The organism is Rhodovulum iodosum, from assembly GCF_041020385.1.
Classification (GTDB): Bacteria; Pseudomonadota; Alphaproteobacteria; order Rhodobacterales; family Rhodobacteraceae; genus Rhodovulum; species Rhodovulum iodosum.
The window spans coordinates 791,847-806,771 of the sequence record NZ_JBEHHI010000002.1 but is presented as its reverse complement, the minus strand read 5'-3'; the positions used below and the strand labels follow the sequence as shown (position 1 = coordinate 806,771).

Annotated in this window: 15 protein-coding genes and 1 tRNA gene; 11 read left to right on the top strand and 5 right to left on the bottom strand. The window is 69.2% G+C overall.

The annotated features are described in order from the left end of the window. Positions 1–71: 71 nt before the first annotated feature. The 5 genes from Ga0609869_RS12975 (at position 72) to Ga0609869_RS12955 (ending at position 4,547) form a co-directional block, all read left to right on the top strand. Complete coding sequence (locus Ga0609869_RS12975) at positions 72–2,495, top strand: heavy metal translocating P-type ATPase (protein ID WP_125405258.1); 2,424 nt, start codon at positions 72–74, stop codon at positions 2,493–2,495. Then, positions 2,492–2,884, top strand: a complete 393-nt coding sequence (gene cueR / locus Ga0609869_RS12970) for a Cu(I)-responsive transcriptional regulator (protein WP_125405261.1) — start codon at positions 2,492–2,494, stop codon at positions 2,882–2,884. The genes Ga0609869_RS12975 and cueR overlap by 4 nt, the downstream gene beginning before the upstream one ends. Before the next feature lie 103 nt (positions 2,885–2,987). Beyond that, positions 2,988–3,167 carry a hypothetical protein gene (locus Ga0609869_RS12965; RefSeq protein ID WP_125405264.1) on the top strand — a complete coding sequence of 60 codons (180 nt, stop codon included), beginning with the start codon at positions 2,988–2,990 and terminating at the stop codon, positions 3,165–3,167. Positions 3,168–3,252: 85 nt separating this feature from the next. Then, positions 3,253–3,882, top strand: a complete 630-nt coding sequence (locus Ga0609869_RS12960; protein WP_125405267.1) for a DNA-3-methyladenine glycosylase family protein — start codon at positions 3,253–3,255, stop codon at positions 3,880–3,882. Continuing rightward, positions 3,879–4,547, top strand: a complete 669-nt coding sequence (locus Ga0609869_RS12955; RefSeq protein ID WP_125405270.1) for an alpha/beta hydrolase — start codon at positions 3,879–3,881, stop codon at positions 4,545–4,547. Before Ga0609869_RS12960 ends, Ga0609869_RS12955 begins: the two co-directional genes overlap by 4 nt. A 13-nt stretch (positions 4,548–4,560) precedes the next feature. Here Ga0609869_RS12955 and Ga0609869_RS12950 read toward each other — a convergent pair whose 3' ends face one another. After that, on the bottom strand, positions 4,561–4,998 hold the full coding sequence (locus Ga0609869_RS12950; RefSeq protein WP_125405273.1) for a VOC family protein: 438 nt from the start codon (positions 4,996–4,998) through the stop codon (positions 4,561–4,563). A gap of 240 nt (positions 4,999–5,238) precedes the next feature. On the opposite strand from Ga0609869_RS12950, the gene Ga0609869_RS12945 reads away from it, so the two are divergent. The 5 genes from Ga0609869_RS12945 (at position 5,239) to Ga0609869_RS12925 (ending at position 10,640) form a co-directional block, all read left to right on the top strand. Next, on the top strand, positions 5,239–5,823 hold the full coding sequence (locus tag Ga0609869_RS12945; RefSeq protein ID WP_125405276.1) for an HNH endonuclease: 585 nt from the start codon (positions 5,239–5,241) through the stop codon (positions 5,821–5,823). A gap of 73 nt (positions 5,824–5,896) precedes the next feature. Continuing rightward, positions 5,897–7,351 (top strand): glucose-6-phosphate dehydrogenase, encoded by a 1,455-nt coding sequence (zwf, locus tag Ga0609869_RS12940; RefSeq protein ID WP_125405279.1) that lies wholly within the window; start codon positions 5,897–5,899, stop codon positions 7,349–7,351. Further along, the gene (pgl, locus tag Ga0609869_RS12935) at positions 7,348–8,010 is read left to right on the top strand and encodes a 6-phosphogluconolactonase (protein ID WP_125405282.1); all 663 of its coding nucleotides are present in this window, start codon (positions 7,348–7,350) and stop codon (positions 8,008–8,010) included. Before zwf ends, pgl begins: the two co-directional genes overlap by 4 nt. A gap of 6 nt (positions 8,011–8,016) precedes the next feature. Continuing rightward, the gene (pgi, locus tag Ga0609869_RS12930) at positions 8,017–9,627 is read left to right on the top strand and encodes a glucose-6-phosphate isomerase (RefSeq protein ID WP_125405285.1); all 1,611 of its coding nucleotides are present in this window, start codon (positions 8,017–8,019) and stop codon (positions 9,625–9,627) included. A 2-nt stretch (positions 9,628–9,629) separates the two neighbouring features. Further along, on the top strand, positions 9,630–10,640 hold the full coding sequence (locus Ga0609869_RS12925) for an SDR family NAD(P)-dependent oxidoreductase (RefSeq protein WP_125405288.1): 1,011 nt from the start codon (positions 9,630–9,632) through the stop codon (positions 10,638–10,640). A gap of 7 nt (positions 10,641–10,647) precedes the next feature. On the opposite strand, the gene Ga0609869_RS12920 is transcribed toward Ga0609869_RS12925, so the two are convergent. Next, a tRNA-Gly gene (locus Ga0609869_RS12920) sits at positions 10,648–10,721 on the bottom strand. Between the two features lie 189 nt (positions 10,722–10,910). Between Ga0609869_RS12920 and Ga0609869_RS12915 the strand changes: the two genes are divergently transcribed. Beyond that, positions 10,911–11,330 carry an ester cyclase gene (locus tag Ga0609869_RS12915; protein ID WP_170168815.1) on the top strand — a complete coding sequence of 140 codons (420 nt, stop codon included), beginning with the start codon at positions 10,911–10,913 and terminating at the stop codon, positions 11,328–11,330. A gap of 97 nt (positions 11,331–11,427) precedes the next feature. Here Ga0609869_RS12915 and Ga0609869_RS12910 read toward each other — a convergent pair whose 3' ends face one another. The 3 genes from Ga0609869_RS12910 to Ga0609869_RS12900 form a co-directional block, all read right to left on the bottom strand. Next, positions 11,428–12,033, bottom strand: coding sequence for a VPLPA-CTERM sorting domain-containing protein (locus tag Ga0609869_RS12910; protein WP_125405294.1), 606 nt, complete (start codon positions 12,031–12,033; stop codon positions 11,428–11,430). A 128-nt stretch (positions 12,034–12,161) separates the two neighbouring features. Continuing rightward, positions 12,162–14,198 (bottom strand): ASKHA domain-containing protein, encoded by a 2,037-nt coding sequence (locus Ga0609869_RS12905; protein WP_125405297.1) that lies wholly within the window; start codon positions 14,196–14,198, stop codon positions 12,162–12,164. 69 nt (positions 14,199–14,267) lie between these two features. Beyond that, a complete protein-coding gene (locus Ga0609869_RS12900) occupies positions 14,268–14,891 on the bottom strand; it encodes a DUF6778 family protein (RefSeq protein ID WP_125405300.1) in 624 nt (207 codons plus the stop codon). Positions 14,892–14,925: the final 34 nt, after the last annotated feature.

Sequence of the window (14,925 nt, the reverse complement as noted above, 5' to 3'; positions counted from 1 at the left end):
GGATCGTCGCGCCCCTTGACCTTCCAGTTACAGGAAGTCCTATCTCTGCGCCATCAGGCAAGGAGATTCCGATGACCGCCGCACAAACCCTGCGTTTCCGCCTCGACGGCCTCAACTGCGCCAGTTGCGTGCGCCGCGCCGAGGCGGCGCTGGACGCGCTGCCCCAGGTCAGCGCGGTGCGGGTCAACCTCGCCAACGCCACGGCCGAGGTATCGCACGAGGGGCAGGCAGCGCCGATCTTCGGCGCGGTCGAGGCCGCCGGCTTCGGCGTGCCCCGGTCCGAGATCGAGCTGGAGGTGGAAGGGGCGCATTGCGCGTCCTGCGTGCGCAGGATCGAGGCGGCGCTGACGGGCGTGCCGGGCGTGGCCGCGGCGCGGATGAACCTCGCCACCGGACGGGCCAGCGTCAGCGGCGCCGAGGGCGCGGTCACGGCGGCCGCCCTGGTGGGCGCGCTGCGCGAGGCGGGCTATGCCGCGGCGCCGGTCGCGGGCGAGACCGCGCATCAGGACCGTCAGGAGGGCGAGATCCGGCACCTGGCGCGCGCCACCGCGCTGGCCGCCGGGCTGGCACTGCCCGTGGTGGTGCTGGAGATGGGCGGGCATCTCTGGCCCGGCTTTGCCGAGGGGGTGTTCGGCGCCCAGGGCGTGCGGCTGATCGCGTTCGTTCTGACCACGGCCGTTCTGGCCGGGCCCGGGCGGCGCTTCTTCCTGCACGGCGTGCCGCTGTTGCTGCGGGGCGCGCCGGACATGAACGCGCTGGTGGCGCTGGGCACCGCGGCGGCCTGGGGCTATTCGACCGTGGCCACCTTCGCGCCCGGCCTTCTGCCCGAGGGCGCGCGAGATGTCTATTTCGAGGCCGCGGCGGTGATCGTCACGCTGATCCTGCTGGGCCGCTGGCTGGAGGCGCGGGCCAAGGGACGCACCGGCGCCGCGATCCGGCGGCTGGCCGGGCTGCAACCCAAGACGGCGCGGGTCGTCACCGAGGCGGGGGTGGTCGAACGGTCCATCGACGCGCTGCAGCCCGGCGATGTCATCGAGACCCGCCCGGGTGAGCGCATCGCCACCGATGGCGAGGTGGTCGAGGGGCGGTCCTATGTCGACGAATCGATGCTGACGGGAGAGCCGGTGCCGGTGGAAAAGTCGCCGGGCGACCGCGTCACCGGCGGCACGGTGAACGGGCAGGGCGCGCTCAGGCTGCGCGCCACGCGGGTGGGCCGCGACACCGCACTGGCGCAGATCATCGCCATGGTCGAGGCGGCGCAGGCCGCGCGGCTGCCGGTGCAGGGGCTGGTCGACCGGATCACCGCGCGTTTCGTGCCCGCGGTAATGGCCACGGCGCTGGTCACGGTGATCGCCTGGCTGATCTTCGGCCCGCAGCCCGCGCTGGGGCTGGCGCTGGTCGCCGGCGTTTCGGTGCTGATCATCGCCTGCCCCTGCGCCATGGGGCTGGCCACGCCGACCTCTATCATGGTCGGCACCGGCCGCGCGGCGGATATGGGCGTGCTGTTTCGCCAGGGCGAGGCGCTGCAATCGTTGCAGGGCGTGCGCGTCGTGGCCTTCGACAAGACCGGCACCCTGACCGAGGGGCGGCCCGAGGTAACGGCCATCCACCCGGCAGACGGCATGGCGCGCGAGCGCCTGCTGGCGCTCGCCGCGGCGGTCGAGGCGCGGTCTGAGCATCCCATCGCGCGCGCGGTGACGGCGGCGGCCGGCAGGCCGCTGCCCGCGGCCGAGGCGGTCGAGGCGCTGCCGGGCTTTGGCCTGAAGGGGCTGGTCGAGGGCGCCGAGATGCTGGTCGGCGCCGAGCGCCTGATGACGCGCGAGGGCGTCGATCTCGGGGCGCTCGGGCCGCTCGGGGCGCAACTGGCCGAGACCGGCGCGACGCCGGTCTATGTCGCCATCGACGGGCGGGCGGCCGGGGTGCTGGGCGTGTCGGACCCGGTCAAGCCCTCGGCCCGCGCGGCCATCGCCGCGTTGCACGCGCAGGGCATCGAAACCGCGATGATCACCGGCGACACCGAGGCCGCCGCCCGCGCCGTGGCCGCCGATCTGGGCATCGACCATGTGGTGGCCGGCGTCCTGCCCGAGGGCAAGCGCGACGCGGTCGAGGCGCTGAAAGCCAAGGGCCGCCTTGCCTTCGTCGGCGACGGCATCAACGACGCGCCGGCGCTGGCGGCGGCCGATATCGGCATCGCCATCGGCACCGGCACGGATGTGGCCATCGAAACCGCCGACGTGGTGCTGATGTCGGGGGACCTCTCGGGCGTGGCCAACGCGCGGCGCCTCAGCGCGCGCACGATGGGCAATATCCGGCAGAACCTGTTCTGGGCCTTCGGATATAACGTTCTGCTGATACCGGTGGCGGCGGGTCTGCTGGCGCCCTTTGGCGGGCCGATGCTGTCGCCCATGCTGGCGGCGGGCGCGATGGCGCTGTCCTCTGTCTTCGTGGTGACGAACGCGCTTCGCCTGCGCCACGTCGCGCCGGTGCAGGCATGAATATCGGGCAGGTGGCCGAGCTGGCGGGACTTCCGGCCAAGACCATCCGCTACTACGAGGAGATCGGGCTGATCGCGCCCGGCCGGACGAAAAACGGCTACCGTGCCTTTTCGCAGACCGACCTGCACCGGCTGGTGTTTCTGGGCCGCGCCCGGTCGCTGGGCTTTACCATCGAGGAATGCCGCGCGCTGCTGGCGCTTTACGACGACAAGGGGCGCGCCAGCGCCGACGTGAAACGCATCGCCCGCGGCCATCTCGAGCAGATCGACGCCAAGCTGGCCGAGCTGGAAGCGATGCGCGCGACCCTGTCCGAACTGATCGAGGCCTGCGCCGGCGACGACCGTCCCGACTGCCCCATCCTGAAGGGGTTGTCGGGCGGCGACGGGTGACGGCGCCGGCCCCGTGCCGCGGCACGCTTCGGTTTTTTCGTGAAGAAACCGGGTTTCGGGGCTAAGCTCTCTGCCACGAGCTTGGCCCGCGAAGGGGAAAGCGATGGTCGAATACGGAATAGCGGCGGGCGGCGGTGCCCGCGTCGGCGGCGGCGGCAACGGCGGCGGGCTGGACAGCGTCGATCTGGTCGGCTGGATCGACGGAGTCGCGAGCGACCCGGTCAATCTGGGCATTGCCTTGGCCGTCTTGCTGGGCGTGATCCTGATCTACCGCGCCATCTGAGCGTCGGGCGGGGGCGGGCGATGCCCGGTCGCGCGACGCGTGCTTGTGCTTGCGTTCCGCCCCCCGATCGGCAGAGTCCGGGGCCATGGTGGGACGGATCATAAAAACCGAAGCCTGCGTCGCCGAAGGGGCCGAGCACCTCGCGCGGGTCGAGCCGCGCTTTGCCCATGTGCTGGAACTCACCGGGCCGCTGCCGTTGCGCCGGCGGGACGACGGGTTCGATGCGCTTTTCGGCGCGATCGTCAGCCAGCAGGTCTCGGTCGCCGCGGCGGATGCGATCTGGGGCCGTCTCAAGGCGGCCGGGCTGACCGGGCCCGCGGCGGTGGCCGCCGCCGAGGACGAGACGCTGCGCGCCGCCGGGCTGAGCCGGCAGAAGGTGCGCTACGCCAAGGCGCTGGCCGCCTCGGAAATCGATTTCGAGGCGCTCAGGACCGCGCCCACCGACGAAGTGGTCGAGACCCTTGTCGCGGTGCCGGGTATCGGCATCTGGACGGCCGAGATCTACACGATGTTCTCGCTGGGCCGCGCCGATGTCTTCGCGCCGGGCGATCTGGCGCTGCAGGAATCGGCGCGGCTGCTCTTCGCGCTGGACGAGCGGCCCAAGGAAAAGGCGCTGCGCGAGATGGCCGAGGCCTGGTCGCCGTGGCGTGCCGTTGCGGCGCGCGCGCTTTGGGCCTACTACCGGGTGGCGAAAGACCGCGAGGGGGTACGATGACGAGGGCATTGGAGGCGGGCCGCGCCGGTGCGGCGAAAGACGAGGCCGAGCGGCTGGTGATCTTCCTGCACGGCTACGGCGCGAACGGGGCCGATCTGCTGGGCCTGTCCGAGCCGCTGGCGCCGCACCTGCCGGGCACCGCCTTCCTGGCCCCCGACGCGCCGGAAGCCTGCGCCGGGGTGCCGTTCGGCTACCAGTGGTTCCCGATCCCCTGGATCGACGGCTCGTCGGAGGAACAGGGCGAGGCGGGGATGCTGCGCGCGGTGGACGACCTGAACGCCTGGCTCGACGCGGTCGCCGAGGACGAGGGCATCGCACCCGAGGACACGGTGCTCTTCGGTTTTTCGCAAGGCACGATGATGGCGCTTCACGTGGGGCCGCGGCGCGCGGATGCCTTCGCCGGGATCGTGGGCTTTTCCGGGCGCCTGCTGCGCCCCGAGGCGCTGGCCGACGAGGCGGCCACGAAACCGCCCGTTCTGCTGGTCCACGGCGACCAGGACGACGTGGTGCCGGTGCAGGCCCTGCCCGAGGCCGGCGAGGCGCTGACCGGCGCGGGGTTCCAGGTCTATGCCCATGTGATGAAGGGCACCGGCCACGGCATCGCGCCCGACGGGCTGAGCGTTGCGCTGGCCTTTATCCGCGACCGGTTCGGGCTCGACGCGTAGGGCCGCGCGCGGCCTATCGGGAAAACCAAAGCCGCGGCTCGGCGAGTTCCAGCGAGTTTCCGGCCGGGTCGCGGAAATAGAGCGAGCGGGCGCCGTTCGGCCAGTCGAACTCGGCCTCTACGTCGTGGCCCGCGGCCACCAGCCGGGTGCGCCACCGGGCTATGGCCGCGCGGCCGGCCGAGAGGCAAAGATGGCCGGGCCCGTGCGCGCCGTGGGGCGGCACCGGCAGCTTGCCGGGGGCGGGGGGCTTGCACGTCTCGTCGGGGTTGAAGATCAGCACGACGCTGTGGCCGGCACGGAAAAACACGTGCCGCCGGCCCACCCGCACGATCCGTTCAAGCCCCAGCACGCCGCCGTAAAACGCCTCGGCGGCATCAAGGTCGCCGGCATAAAGGGCGGCCTCGAGGACGGGGCCGAGGGGGTCGGCGGGGGGCAGGGCCGGGCCGGACATGGGCCGGAATCTAGCGCGGTCGCGGCGCGCTGTCAGCCCGCGCGGTCTGCCGCGTTGCGGCGGGGCTGTGGATAACGTCATGTGCCCGTCACGGAATCGCGCTACCTGCAACTTGCAGGTACTGCATCTAGCGGGGCTTGTCAGGCGGGTAACGCCATATATAGTTCATATCGAGCAGGGGCGGGCGCGTCCCGCCTCGGGCCGGGATCAGGCAGACGGGGCGCAGGCGGAGTCACTAAAATGGACGGCGATTTCAGGACCACTTTCGTAAGGGAACCCAGTAGCCTGAGGCATCATCCCGCGCTGGTGTTGAACGCCGATTATCGCCCGCTTTCCTACTATCCTCTGTCGCTCTGGCCCTGGCAGGAGGCGGTCAAGGCGGCCTTTCTCGACCGGGTCGATATCGTGGCCGAATACGACCAGGTGGTGCGAAGCCCCTCGATGGAAATCCGAATACCCTCGGTGGTGGTGCTGAAAGATTACGTAAAACCACAGAAGCGCGTGGCCTTCACGCGCTTCAATCTTTTCTTGAGGGATGAATTTTCCTGCCAGTATTGCGGCACTACGGGGGATCTGACCTTCGACCACGTGGTGCCGCGGGCCCGTGGCGGCATCACCAGCTGGGAAAACGTCGTCGCCGCCTGCTCGCGCTGCAATCTCAGGAAGGGCTCGAAAAGCCTGCGGCAGGTGGGCATGAACCTGCGCAAGCCGCCGCGCCAGCCCGGCGCGGAAGAGCTGCGCAACATGGGGCGCAAGTTTCCGCCCAACCACCTGCACGAGACCTGGCTCGATTTCCTGTACTGGGACGCCGAACTGGAGGCCTGAGCGCCACCGAGGCGTTGCGCCCCCCGGGCGGCGTGCTAGACAGGGCAGGGCACATCCTGCGGCGAGAGGATCCATGGCTTCACGCGTCATTCCGGTCGACCCGTTCGACCTGGTGATCTTCGGCGGCACCGGGGATCTGGCCACGCGCAAGATCTTGCCGGGGCTCTATCGGCGGTTCCAGGCGGGCCAGATGCCCGAGGGGGCGCGGATCATCGGCGCCGCGCGGTCCGAGTTGACCGATGAGGCCTATCGCGAGCTTGTGCGCGCGGCGGTGGCCGAGCATGTGGATGCCGACCGGCAGGACGGGGCAGAACTGGCCGGCTTTCTCGATCGCGTCAGCTACACCAGGATCGACGCGCGCGGCGGCGACGGCTGGGACACCCTGGCCGCCAAGATGCGGCCCGACACGATCCATGCCTTCTATTTCTCGGTAGGGCCCGGCCTGTTCGGCGACTTGGCCGAGCGGCTGAACACCCACGGCATCGCCGGCCCCGACTGCCGGATCGTCGTGGAAAAGCCTTTCGGCCACGACCTGGCCTCGGCGCGGGCGCTGAACGAGACGCTGGCGCGCCATTTCGTCGAGCATCAGATCTACCGGATCGACCATTACCTGGGCAAGGAGACGGTGCAGAACCTGATGGCCGTGCGCTTTGGCAACATGCTGTTCGAGCCCTTGTGGAACGCGCAATACGTCGATCACATCCAGATCACCGTGGCCGAGACCGTGGGCGTGGGCGGGCGCGGCGACTACTACGACAAGTCGGGCGCGATGCGCGACATGGTGCAGAACCACATGATGCAGCTTTTGTGCCTGATCGCGATGGAGCCGCCCTATACCTTCGACCCCGACGCGGTGCGCGACGAAAAGCTCAAGGTGATCCGCGCGCTCGACCCGGTGGACCCGGACGATATCGTGCGCGGCCAATACCGCGCGATGAACGGCACGCCCGGCTATCTCGAGGATGCCGAGGCACCCGACAGCCCGACCGAAAGCTTTATCGCGCTGAAGCTGCACCTGTCGAACTGGCGCTGGAAGGGCACGCCGTTCTACCTGCGCACCGGCAAGCGGCTCAGGGCGCGCACCTCCGAGATCGCCGTCACGTTCAAGGACCCGCCGCATTCGATCTTCGGCGAGCAGCCGGGGCAGCGGTCGAACGTGCTGGTGATCCGGTTGCAGCCGAACGAGGGCATCAAGCTGAAGGTCACGATCAAGGAACCCGGCCCCGGCGGCATGCGGCTGATCGAGGTGCCGCTCGACATGTCCTTTGCCGAAGCGCTGGGCGAGGGGGTGCGCGACATCTCGGATGCCTATGAACGGCTGATCATGGATGTGATCCGCGGCAACCAGACGCTCTTCATGCGCGGCGACGAGGTCGAGGCCGCCTGGGCCTGGGCCGACCCGATCATCGCGGCATGGGAGGCGCGCGGCGACCGGCCCGAGCCTTACGACCCGGGCGGGTCGGGCCCCGAGGACGCGCTGATGCTGATGCACAAGGACGCGCGGCGCTGGCGCGAGGTGCGGCCATGAAGCTGATCACCTATGCCGACCGGGACATGATGGCGATCGACCTGGCCAACGTGCTGGCGGGCGAGCTGAAGGCGGCGCTGTTCCATGCCGACTGGGCCAGTTTCGCGGTGCCGGGGGGCAGCACGCCCGGCCCGGTCTTCGACGATCTCTGCGCCGCGACGCTGGATTGGGACCGGGTGCGGGTGATCCCCACCGACGAACGGCTGGTGCCGCCCGATCACGACCGCTCGAACGAGCGGCTGATCCGCGAGCGGCTGCTCGTAGGGGCGGCGGCCGAGGCGCAGTTCGTCGGGCTGCGGCCCGGCGCCGACGGGATGGAGGGCCTGTGCAGCCGCGTCTCTCGCTACCTGCCGCTGTCGGTGCTGGTTCTGGGCATGGGTGACGACATGCACACCGCCTCGCTGTTTCCCGGCGCGCAGGGGCTGGAGGCCGCGCTGGAGCCCGACGCGCCGCCGGTGATCAGGATCGAGACGCCCGGCGCGCCCGAGCCCCGGATCAGCCTGACCGCGCCGGTGCTGCGCGGCGCGATGTCGACCCATCTGGTCATCACCGGCCAAGAGAAACGCGCGGCGCTGGAACGCGCGGTCGAGCTGAACGACCCGCGCCTCGCGCCGGTCTCGGCCATCCTGAAGAATGCAACCATACACTGGGCAGAGTAGACACACATGGATTTATGGAAGCGCCTTGCCGACAAGGCAGCGGCGGTCGATGCGCGCGCGATCTCAGCGTTGTTCGAAGGCTCCGGCCGCGCATCGGAGTTCTCGGCCCGGCTGGGCGAGATGCTGTTCGACTATTCCAAGACCAATATCGACGGCGAAACCCGCGAGATGCTGATCGGGCTGGCCGATGCCGCCGGGGTGGCAGAGCGGCGCACGGCGATGTTTTCCGGCGAGAAGATCAACGAAACCGAGGGCCGGGCGGTGCTGCACACGCTGTTGCGCACGCCCGCCGGGGCGGCACCCGCCGGGCTGGACGAGGCGCATGAGGGCGTGCTGCAAACGCTCGACCGGATGGCGGCCTTTGCCGACGATGTGCGCGCCGGGCGGTTCTCGGGGCAGGGCGGCAAGATCACCGATGTCATCAATATCGGCATCGGCGGATCCGACCTCGGGCCGGTCATGGCCACGCTGGCGCTGGCCCCGCATGCCGACGGTCCGCGCTGTCATTTCGTGTCGAACGTCGATGGCGCGCATATCCACGACACGCTCAAGGGGCTGGACCCCGCCACCACGCTGGTGATCGTCGCGTCGAAGACCTTCACCACCATCGAGACGATGACCAACGCCGCCACCGCTCGCGACTGGATGGCCGAAACGGTCGCCCACCCCGGCGCCCAGTTCGCCGCGCTGTCCTCGGCCGGGGCCAAGACCGCCGAATTCGGCATCGCGGCCGAGCGGGTCTTCGGCTTCGAGGATTGGGTCGGCGGGCGCTATTCCGTCTGGGGGCCGATCGGCCTCAGCCTGATGCTGGCCGTGGGGCCAGGCGATTTCCGCGCCTTCCTGGCCGGCGGCCACGCGATGGACACGCATTTCCGCGAGGCGCCGTTTGCCGAAAACCTGCCGGTCCTGCTGGCCCTCATCGGCATCTGGCACGCGCAGATCCTCGGCCATGCCAGCCGCGCGGTGCTGCCTTATGACCAGCGGCTGGCGCGGCTGCCCGCCTATCTGCAACAGCTGGAGATGGAGAGCAACGGCAAGCGCGTGACGATGGACGGCGCCGATGCCCCGCACCCGACGGGCCCCATCGTCTGGGGCGAGCCCGGCACCAACGGCCAGCACGCGTTCTACCAGCTGATCCACCAGGGCACCCGCGTGGTGCCCTGCGAATTCCTGCTGGCCGCGCGCGGGCACGAGCCGGACCTGGCCCATCATCACCGCCTGCTGGTCGCCAATGCGCTGGCGCAATCCAAGGCGCTGATGCGCGGCCGGTCGCTGGCCGAGGCGCGCGAGATCGCCGCCGCGCAAGGATATGAAGGCGCGGAGCTGGACCGCCAGGCGCGGCACCGGGTGTTCCCCGGCAACCGCCCCTCGACCACGCTGATCTACCCGCAGCTTACCCCGCACGTGCTGGGCCAGATCGTGGCGCTTTACGAGCACCGGGTCTTCGTCGAGGGGGTGATCCTCGGCATCAACTCCTTCGACCAGTGGGGGGTGGAACTGGGCAAGGAACTGGCCAAGACGCTCGAGCCGATCCTCGCCACCGGCGCGGGGGCGGACGCGCTCGACGGGTCGACCCGTCAGCTTGTAGACTACGTGCGCAAAGCCGCGGGAGAATAGCAATGCGCGTTCTGGTCACCGGAACCGCGGGGTTCATCGGGTTCCACCTTGCCCGGCGTCTTCTGGAGGAAGGCGCGAGGGTGCATGGCTATGACGCGCTGACCGATTACTACGATGTGCGCCTGAAAGAGAGGCGCCACCAGATATTGAATGAAAACAAAGCCTTCTCGGCGACAATTGCGCGGCTGGAAGACGATATCGCGGTGTCGAACACGGTGCGCGACTTTGCCCCCGAGGTGATCGTGCACCTCGCGGGCCAGGCGGGCGTGCGCTACAGCCTTGAAAACCCGCGCTCTTATATCGACGCCAACGTCGTGGGCACCTTCAACGTGATGGAAGCCGCGCGCGAGGTCGGGGTGGGGCACCTGCTGATGGCCTCGACCTCGTCGGTCTACGGCGCAAACGAGGACATGCCGTTTTGCGAGACCGACAAGGCCGACACCCAGCTGACCATCTACGCCGCCACCAAGAAGGCGAATGAATCGATGGGGCACGCCTATGCCCACCTTTACGGGCTGCCCACGACGATGTTCCGCTTTTTCACCGTTTACGGGCCCTGGGGCCGGCCCGACATGGCGCTTTTCAAGTTCACCGAGGCGATCCTGAAGGGCCGGCCGATCGATCTGTACAACCACGGCGAGATGTTCCGCGATTTCACCTATGTCGACGACCTGGTGCGCGGCATCCGCCTCTTGATCGACGCGGTGCCCGAGCGGCCCGCCTCGGAGGACGCCATCGAAGACGGCGACAGCCTGTCGCCCGTGGCGCCGTTCCGGGTGGTCAATATCGGCAACTCCGAAAAGGTGCGGCTGATGGATTTCGTCGAGGCCATCGAGGCGGCCACGGGGCTGAAAGCCGAGCGCAACCTGATGGAGATGCAGAAGGGCGACGTGCCGGCCACCTGGGCCGATGCGACGCTTTTGCACCGGCTGACGGGCTACAAGCCCAAGACCGACATCCGCGAGGGCGTGGCGCGCTTCGTCGAGTGGTATCGCGGCTATTACGGGATCTGAGAGGGGCTGGAGCGGGTGAAGGGAATCGAACCCTCGTCTTAAGCTTGGGAAGCTCCTGCTCTACCATTGAGCTACACCCGCCCGGGTGAGCGAGAGTTAGTCAAACTGCCGAGACCCGTCAAGGGCTGCCGCGCGCCGGCCGACACCGCTCTCGGCGGGCCGCTGGCGCCGGCGGATTGATGCGGGAATTGCTTTGCCCTGGCGAAAAGCGTCACCTTTCACTGTCGGGCCGCACATGCGGCGGCAGTCTTTTCAGCCTTGGGGGCAATGATGGATGATGTCGAAACGATCGTGCGCAAGTTCCACGAATCCTGGGATCTCAGGGACCCCGAGCGGGGCATGTCTGTGATCGCCGAGGATTGCCACTTCGAGGATGTCGCGCGCGGCGAGCTGTTGCCCGGACCCGAGGCCTACAAGCGCGATTACGAGCGCTGGCTGACCGCCTTTCCTGACGGCGCGCTGGAAATCACCAACGTCATCGTGCAGGGCGATTGGGCGGTCGTGGAGTTCACCAATCGGGGCACGCAAACCGGCCCTCTGAGGTCGAGCCTCGGAACGTTTCCGCCCAGTGGCCGCCGCATGGAGGCGCGGTATTGCAGCGTCATGCGCGTGAAGGACGGAAAGGTGGTCGAGGGCAGGGACTATTACGACTCTGCCAGCATCGCCCGACAGCTGGGCCTGGTCGACTGAGAATCGCTGTGCCTGATCCGGGCCGTTGCCGGCCCGGATCAGGTGATCTGCGCGAGCGTCAGCCCGCGCAGCCTTTTGCGATATTGTGCCTTGCGGCTCAGCCCTTGCTGCGGCGCAAGAGCACCGCGGCGCCGAGGCCGCTCAACAACAGCAGACCGCCGGCCGGCAGCGGCACCGGCGAGGTTTCACCCGAAACCACGCGGATGTCATCCAGCAGAACCCAGTCGCGCGATCCGTTCTGGTCGAAGATCGCGTAGCTGATGTTGGCCGCGGCGACGCCGAAGAACTCGTCGTAGGGGGGGCCGGAGGGGAAGGTCTGGGTTTCGATCAGGTTGTCGCCGGAGTCGTAGACCGACACGTCCCAGGTGGTGTTGGCCGCGCCCCAGATCGTTGCGAAAGCGCTGACCGGGCTGGCGAAATCGATCCGGAAGTCGTCGGTGAGATCGCGGGTCGAGAGGTTGATACCGTCACCGCCGAAATCGCCGCCTTCGTTGAACTGGGCAAAGCGCAGTTGCCCGCCGCCGATCACGCTGAAGGTCAGGTCCCCGACGCTGGCGCTGGTGAAGTTCCCGATGGTCTGGCTGTTGAAGTCGGTGATGCTCGCCCCCGTGAGGGCAGGATCGGATTCGGACGTGATGAGGCTCGCCTGTGCAGCGCCGCCGGCAGCCATGGCAAGGGCCACCGCAGCGATCAAGGTTTTCATATTTTTCTCCTCCGAGATAACTGGTTACGAAAATTACACCTTATAGGCGTGCAAACAGTAGCTCAGTTACCGATTTCCGACAACGCAAGTCCTCGGCTCAAGATGCGCCCAGTGGCCGCACCGAGGCGCTATCGCCGTCTTCTCCGCCGCCCGCCGCCTTCGCCGCTGGCGCCGAAATTGACCTTGGGCAGCGTCACCACCTGTGCCAGTTCGGGGAAGGGCGCGGTGGCGTGGGGCAGTGCGTTGGCCGCCACGAAATGCTCCTGAAACCGCGGTTCGACGGCGGTTTCGACCTTGTGGATGGCCTTCACGGTTTTCTCGATGGCCCCCCGCGCCGCGCGGTTGCACAGCGCAATGCGCGCGCCGGTGCCGGCGGCGTTGCCGGCCGAACGGACACGGTCGAGCGGGGCGTCGGGGATCATGCCCAGCACCATGGCGTGTTTCGGGCTGATATGCGCGCCGAAGGCCCCGGCCAGCACGATCCGGTCGACGCGGTCGACCTCCATCCGGTCCATCAGCAGCCGCGCCCCTGCGTAGAGCGCCGATTTGGCCAGCTGGATCGCGCGGATATCGCCCTGGGTCACGGTGATGCGCGGGCCGCCCGCCTCGGTGCCGTCGTGAATCCGGTAGGCATGGGTGCGTCCGTCCGCCTCGCAGCGGGGGCTGCCGGTCTGCTCGGCCGAGCCGATCAGGCCAGAGGGATCGACCAGCCCGGCCATGCGCATCTCGGCGACCGCCTCGATGATGCCCGAGCCGCAGATGCCGGTGATGCCGGTCTTTTCCACTTCCGCGCCAAAGCCCGGATCGTCCGACCACAGGTCGCAGCCGATCACCTTGAACCGGGGCTCCTTGGTGGCGGGGTCGATCTCGACCCGCTCGATGGCGCCCGGCGCGGCACGCTGGCCCGAACTGATCTGCGCCCCTTCGAAGGCAGGGCCGGTGGGCGAGGAACAGGCGAGGACGCGCGCGCGGTTGCCCAGCAGGATTTCGGCATTGGTGCCGACATCGACGATCAGCACCAGGTCGTCGGACTTGTCCGGCGCCTCGGCCAGCGCCACGGCGGCGGCGTCGGCGCCCACATGGCCCGCGATGCAAGGCAGCAGGTAGGCGCGTGCAGCGGGGTTGATCGCGTCGAGCCCCAACTCGGCCGCGCCCAGCCGAAGCGCATCCGAGGTGGCCAGCGCGAACGGCGCCTGGCCCAGCTCGACCGGGTCGATGCCCAGCAGGAGGTGGTGCATCACCGGGTTGCAGACGAAAACCGCCTCGACGATGGCGCGGGGCTCGACCCCGGCCTCGGCGGCGATCTCGCGGGCCAGGTCGTTCAGCGCGGCGCGCACGGCGGCGGTCATCTCGCCCGCGCCGCCCTCGTGCATCATCGAGTAGGAGACGCGGCTCATCAGGTCTTCGCCAAAACGGATCTGCGGGTTCATGATGCCCGCCGAATGCTTGACCGTGCCGGTGACCAGATCGGTCAGATGTGCGGCGATGGTGGTCGAGCCGAGGTCGATGGCGAGGCCATAAAGCCCGCCCTCGTAAAACCCCGGCCATATGTCGAGGATGCGCGGGGCGGCATCCTCGGTCTCTTGATGCAGCGCGACGGTGACCTGCCACTTGCCCTTGCGCAGCGCGGGTTGCAGGCCGGCCAGCACGGGCAGGGGGGCGCTGGCGGGACGGACGCCCCATTGCGCGGCCAGCGCGCGGTTCAGCCGCTCCAGGTCGCCGGTGGGCTCGTGCATGTCGGGCTCTGCCACCTCGACCATCAGCGCGCGGGTGGCCGGGTCCATCACGATGGGCCGCGCGTCGGCCGATTTGCGCACCACCTGGCGGTGGACCTGGCTTTCGGGCGGGACGTCGATCACCGCGTCGCCCTCGATCGTCGCCTGACAGCCCAGCCGGCGCCCGGGCTTCAGCCCGCGCTTTTCGTCATAGCGCCGCTCGACGGCGTTGACGGGCGACAGCGCGTCCTCGGCCACCGTCACCCCGTGCTTGGCAAACCGGCCATAGGCCGGCGCCACCTGGCACTTGGAACAGATGCCGCGCCCGCCGCAGACGCTGTCGAGATCGACGCCCAGCTTGCGCGCAGCGGCCAGCACGGCCGTGCCCTTGGGCACCCGGCCGCGCTTGCCCGAGGGCGTGAAGATCACCAGCGCGTCGTCGGCGGACATCGGCGATAATTCCTTGTTCCTGCCCGGCAAAGGGATAGCGCCCGCGCGACGGGGCGCAAGGCCCGGTCGTTAGCGCCCGAGCCGGGTAAAGCTGCCGCGCGGGTCGGGACCGGCGCCCAGCCAGCCGGCGATCACCTCGGTCACGTGGGCGACGATGCGCACGCGCTGGGTTTCGCCCCGCGCCTCGGCCTCCAGCGCATCCTTGCCGGAATAGGCGATCAGGTCGGCCTGCACCCTGTCGGGCGGGGTCAGCGGCTGGCCGGTGCCGGCATCCACCACCTGCGCGGTAAAGAGGATGTCATGCACCCCGGCATTGTTCAGCGTGTAGCGCGCGCGTTCGGTCAGCGCGTGAAAGCGCAGCACGTCGATTTCCAGCCGCACGGGGCGCGGCCCGGTCAGGGCGCGGGCCCCGGCCTCGGCCGCCTCGGTGATGATCCGGTCGACCTGGGCGTAGCGGTCGCCGCGCGGCTCTCCGCGCCAGACGATGTCGGCCTCGGGGGCATAGCTGTTCTCTTCCGACACCGTCAGCGTGCGCGGCACGGTCACGTCGACCTCGGTGACGGTCCAGCCGCGCGCGGTTTCGGCATCGACGACATCGGCATAATCGGTGGCAAAGCGGGCGCTGCCGCAGCCGGTCAGCGCGAGCGCGCCCAGCAGCGCAAGCGCCGGCGCGAGGGAAGGTCTGGGGATCATGGGTCTGCTCATTGCCTGTTGTTTTGCCCGCAGC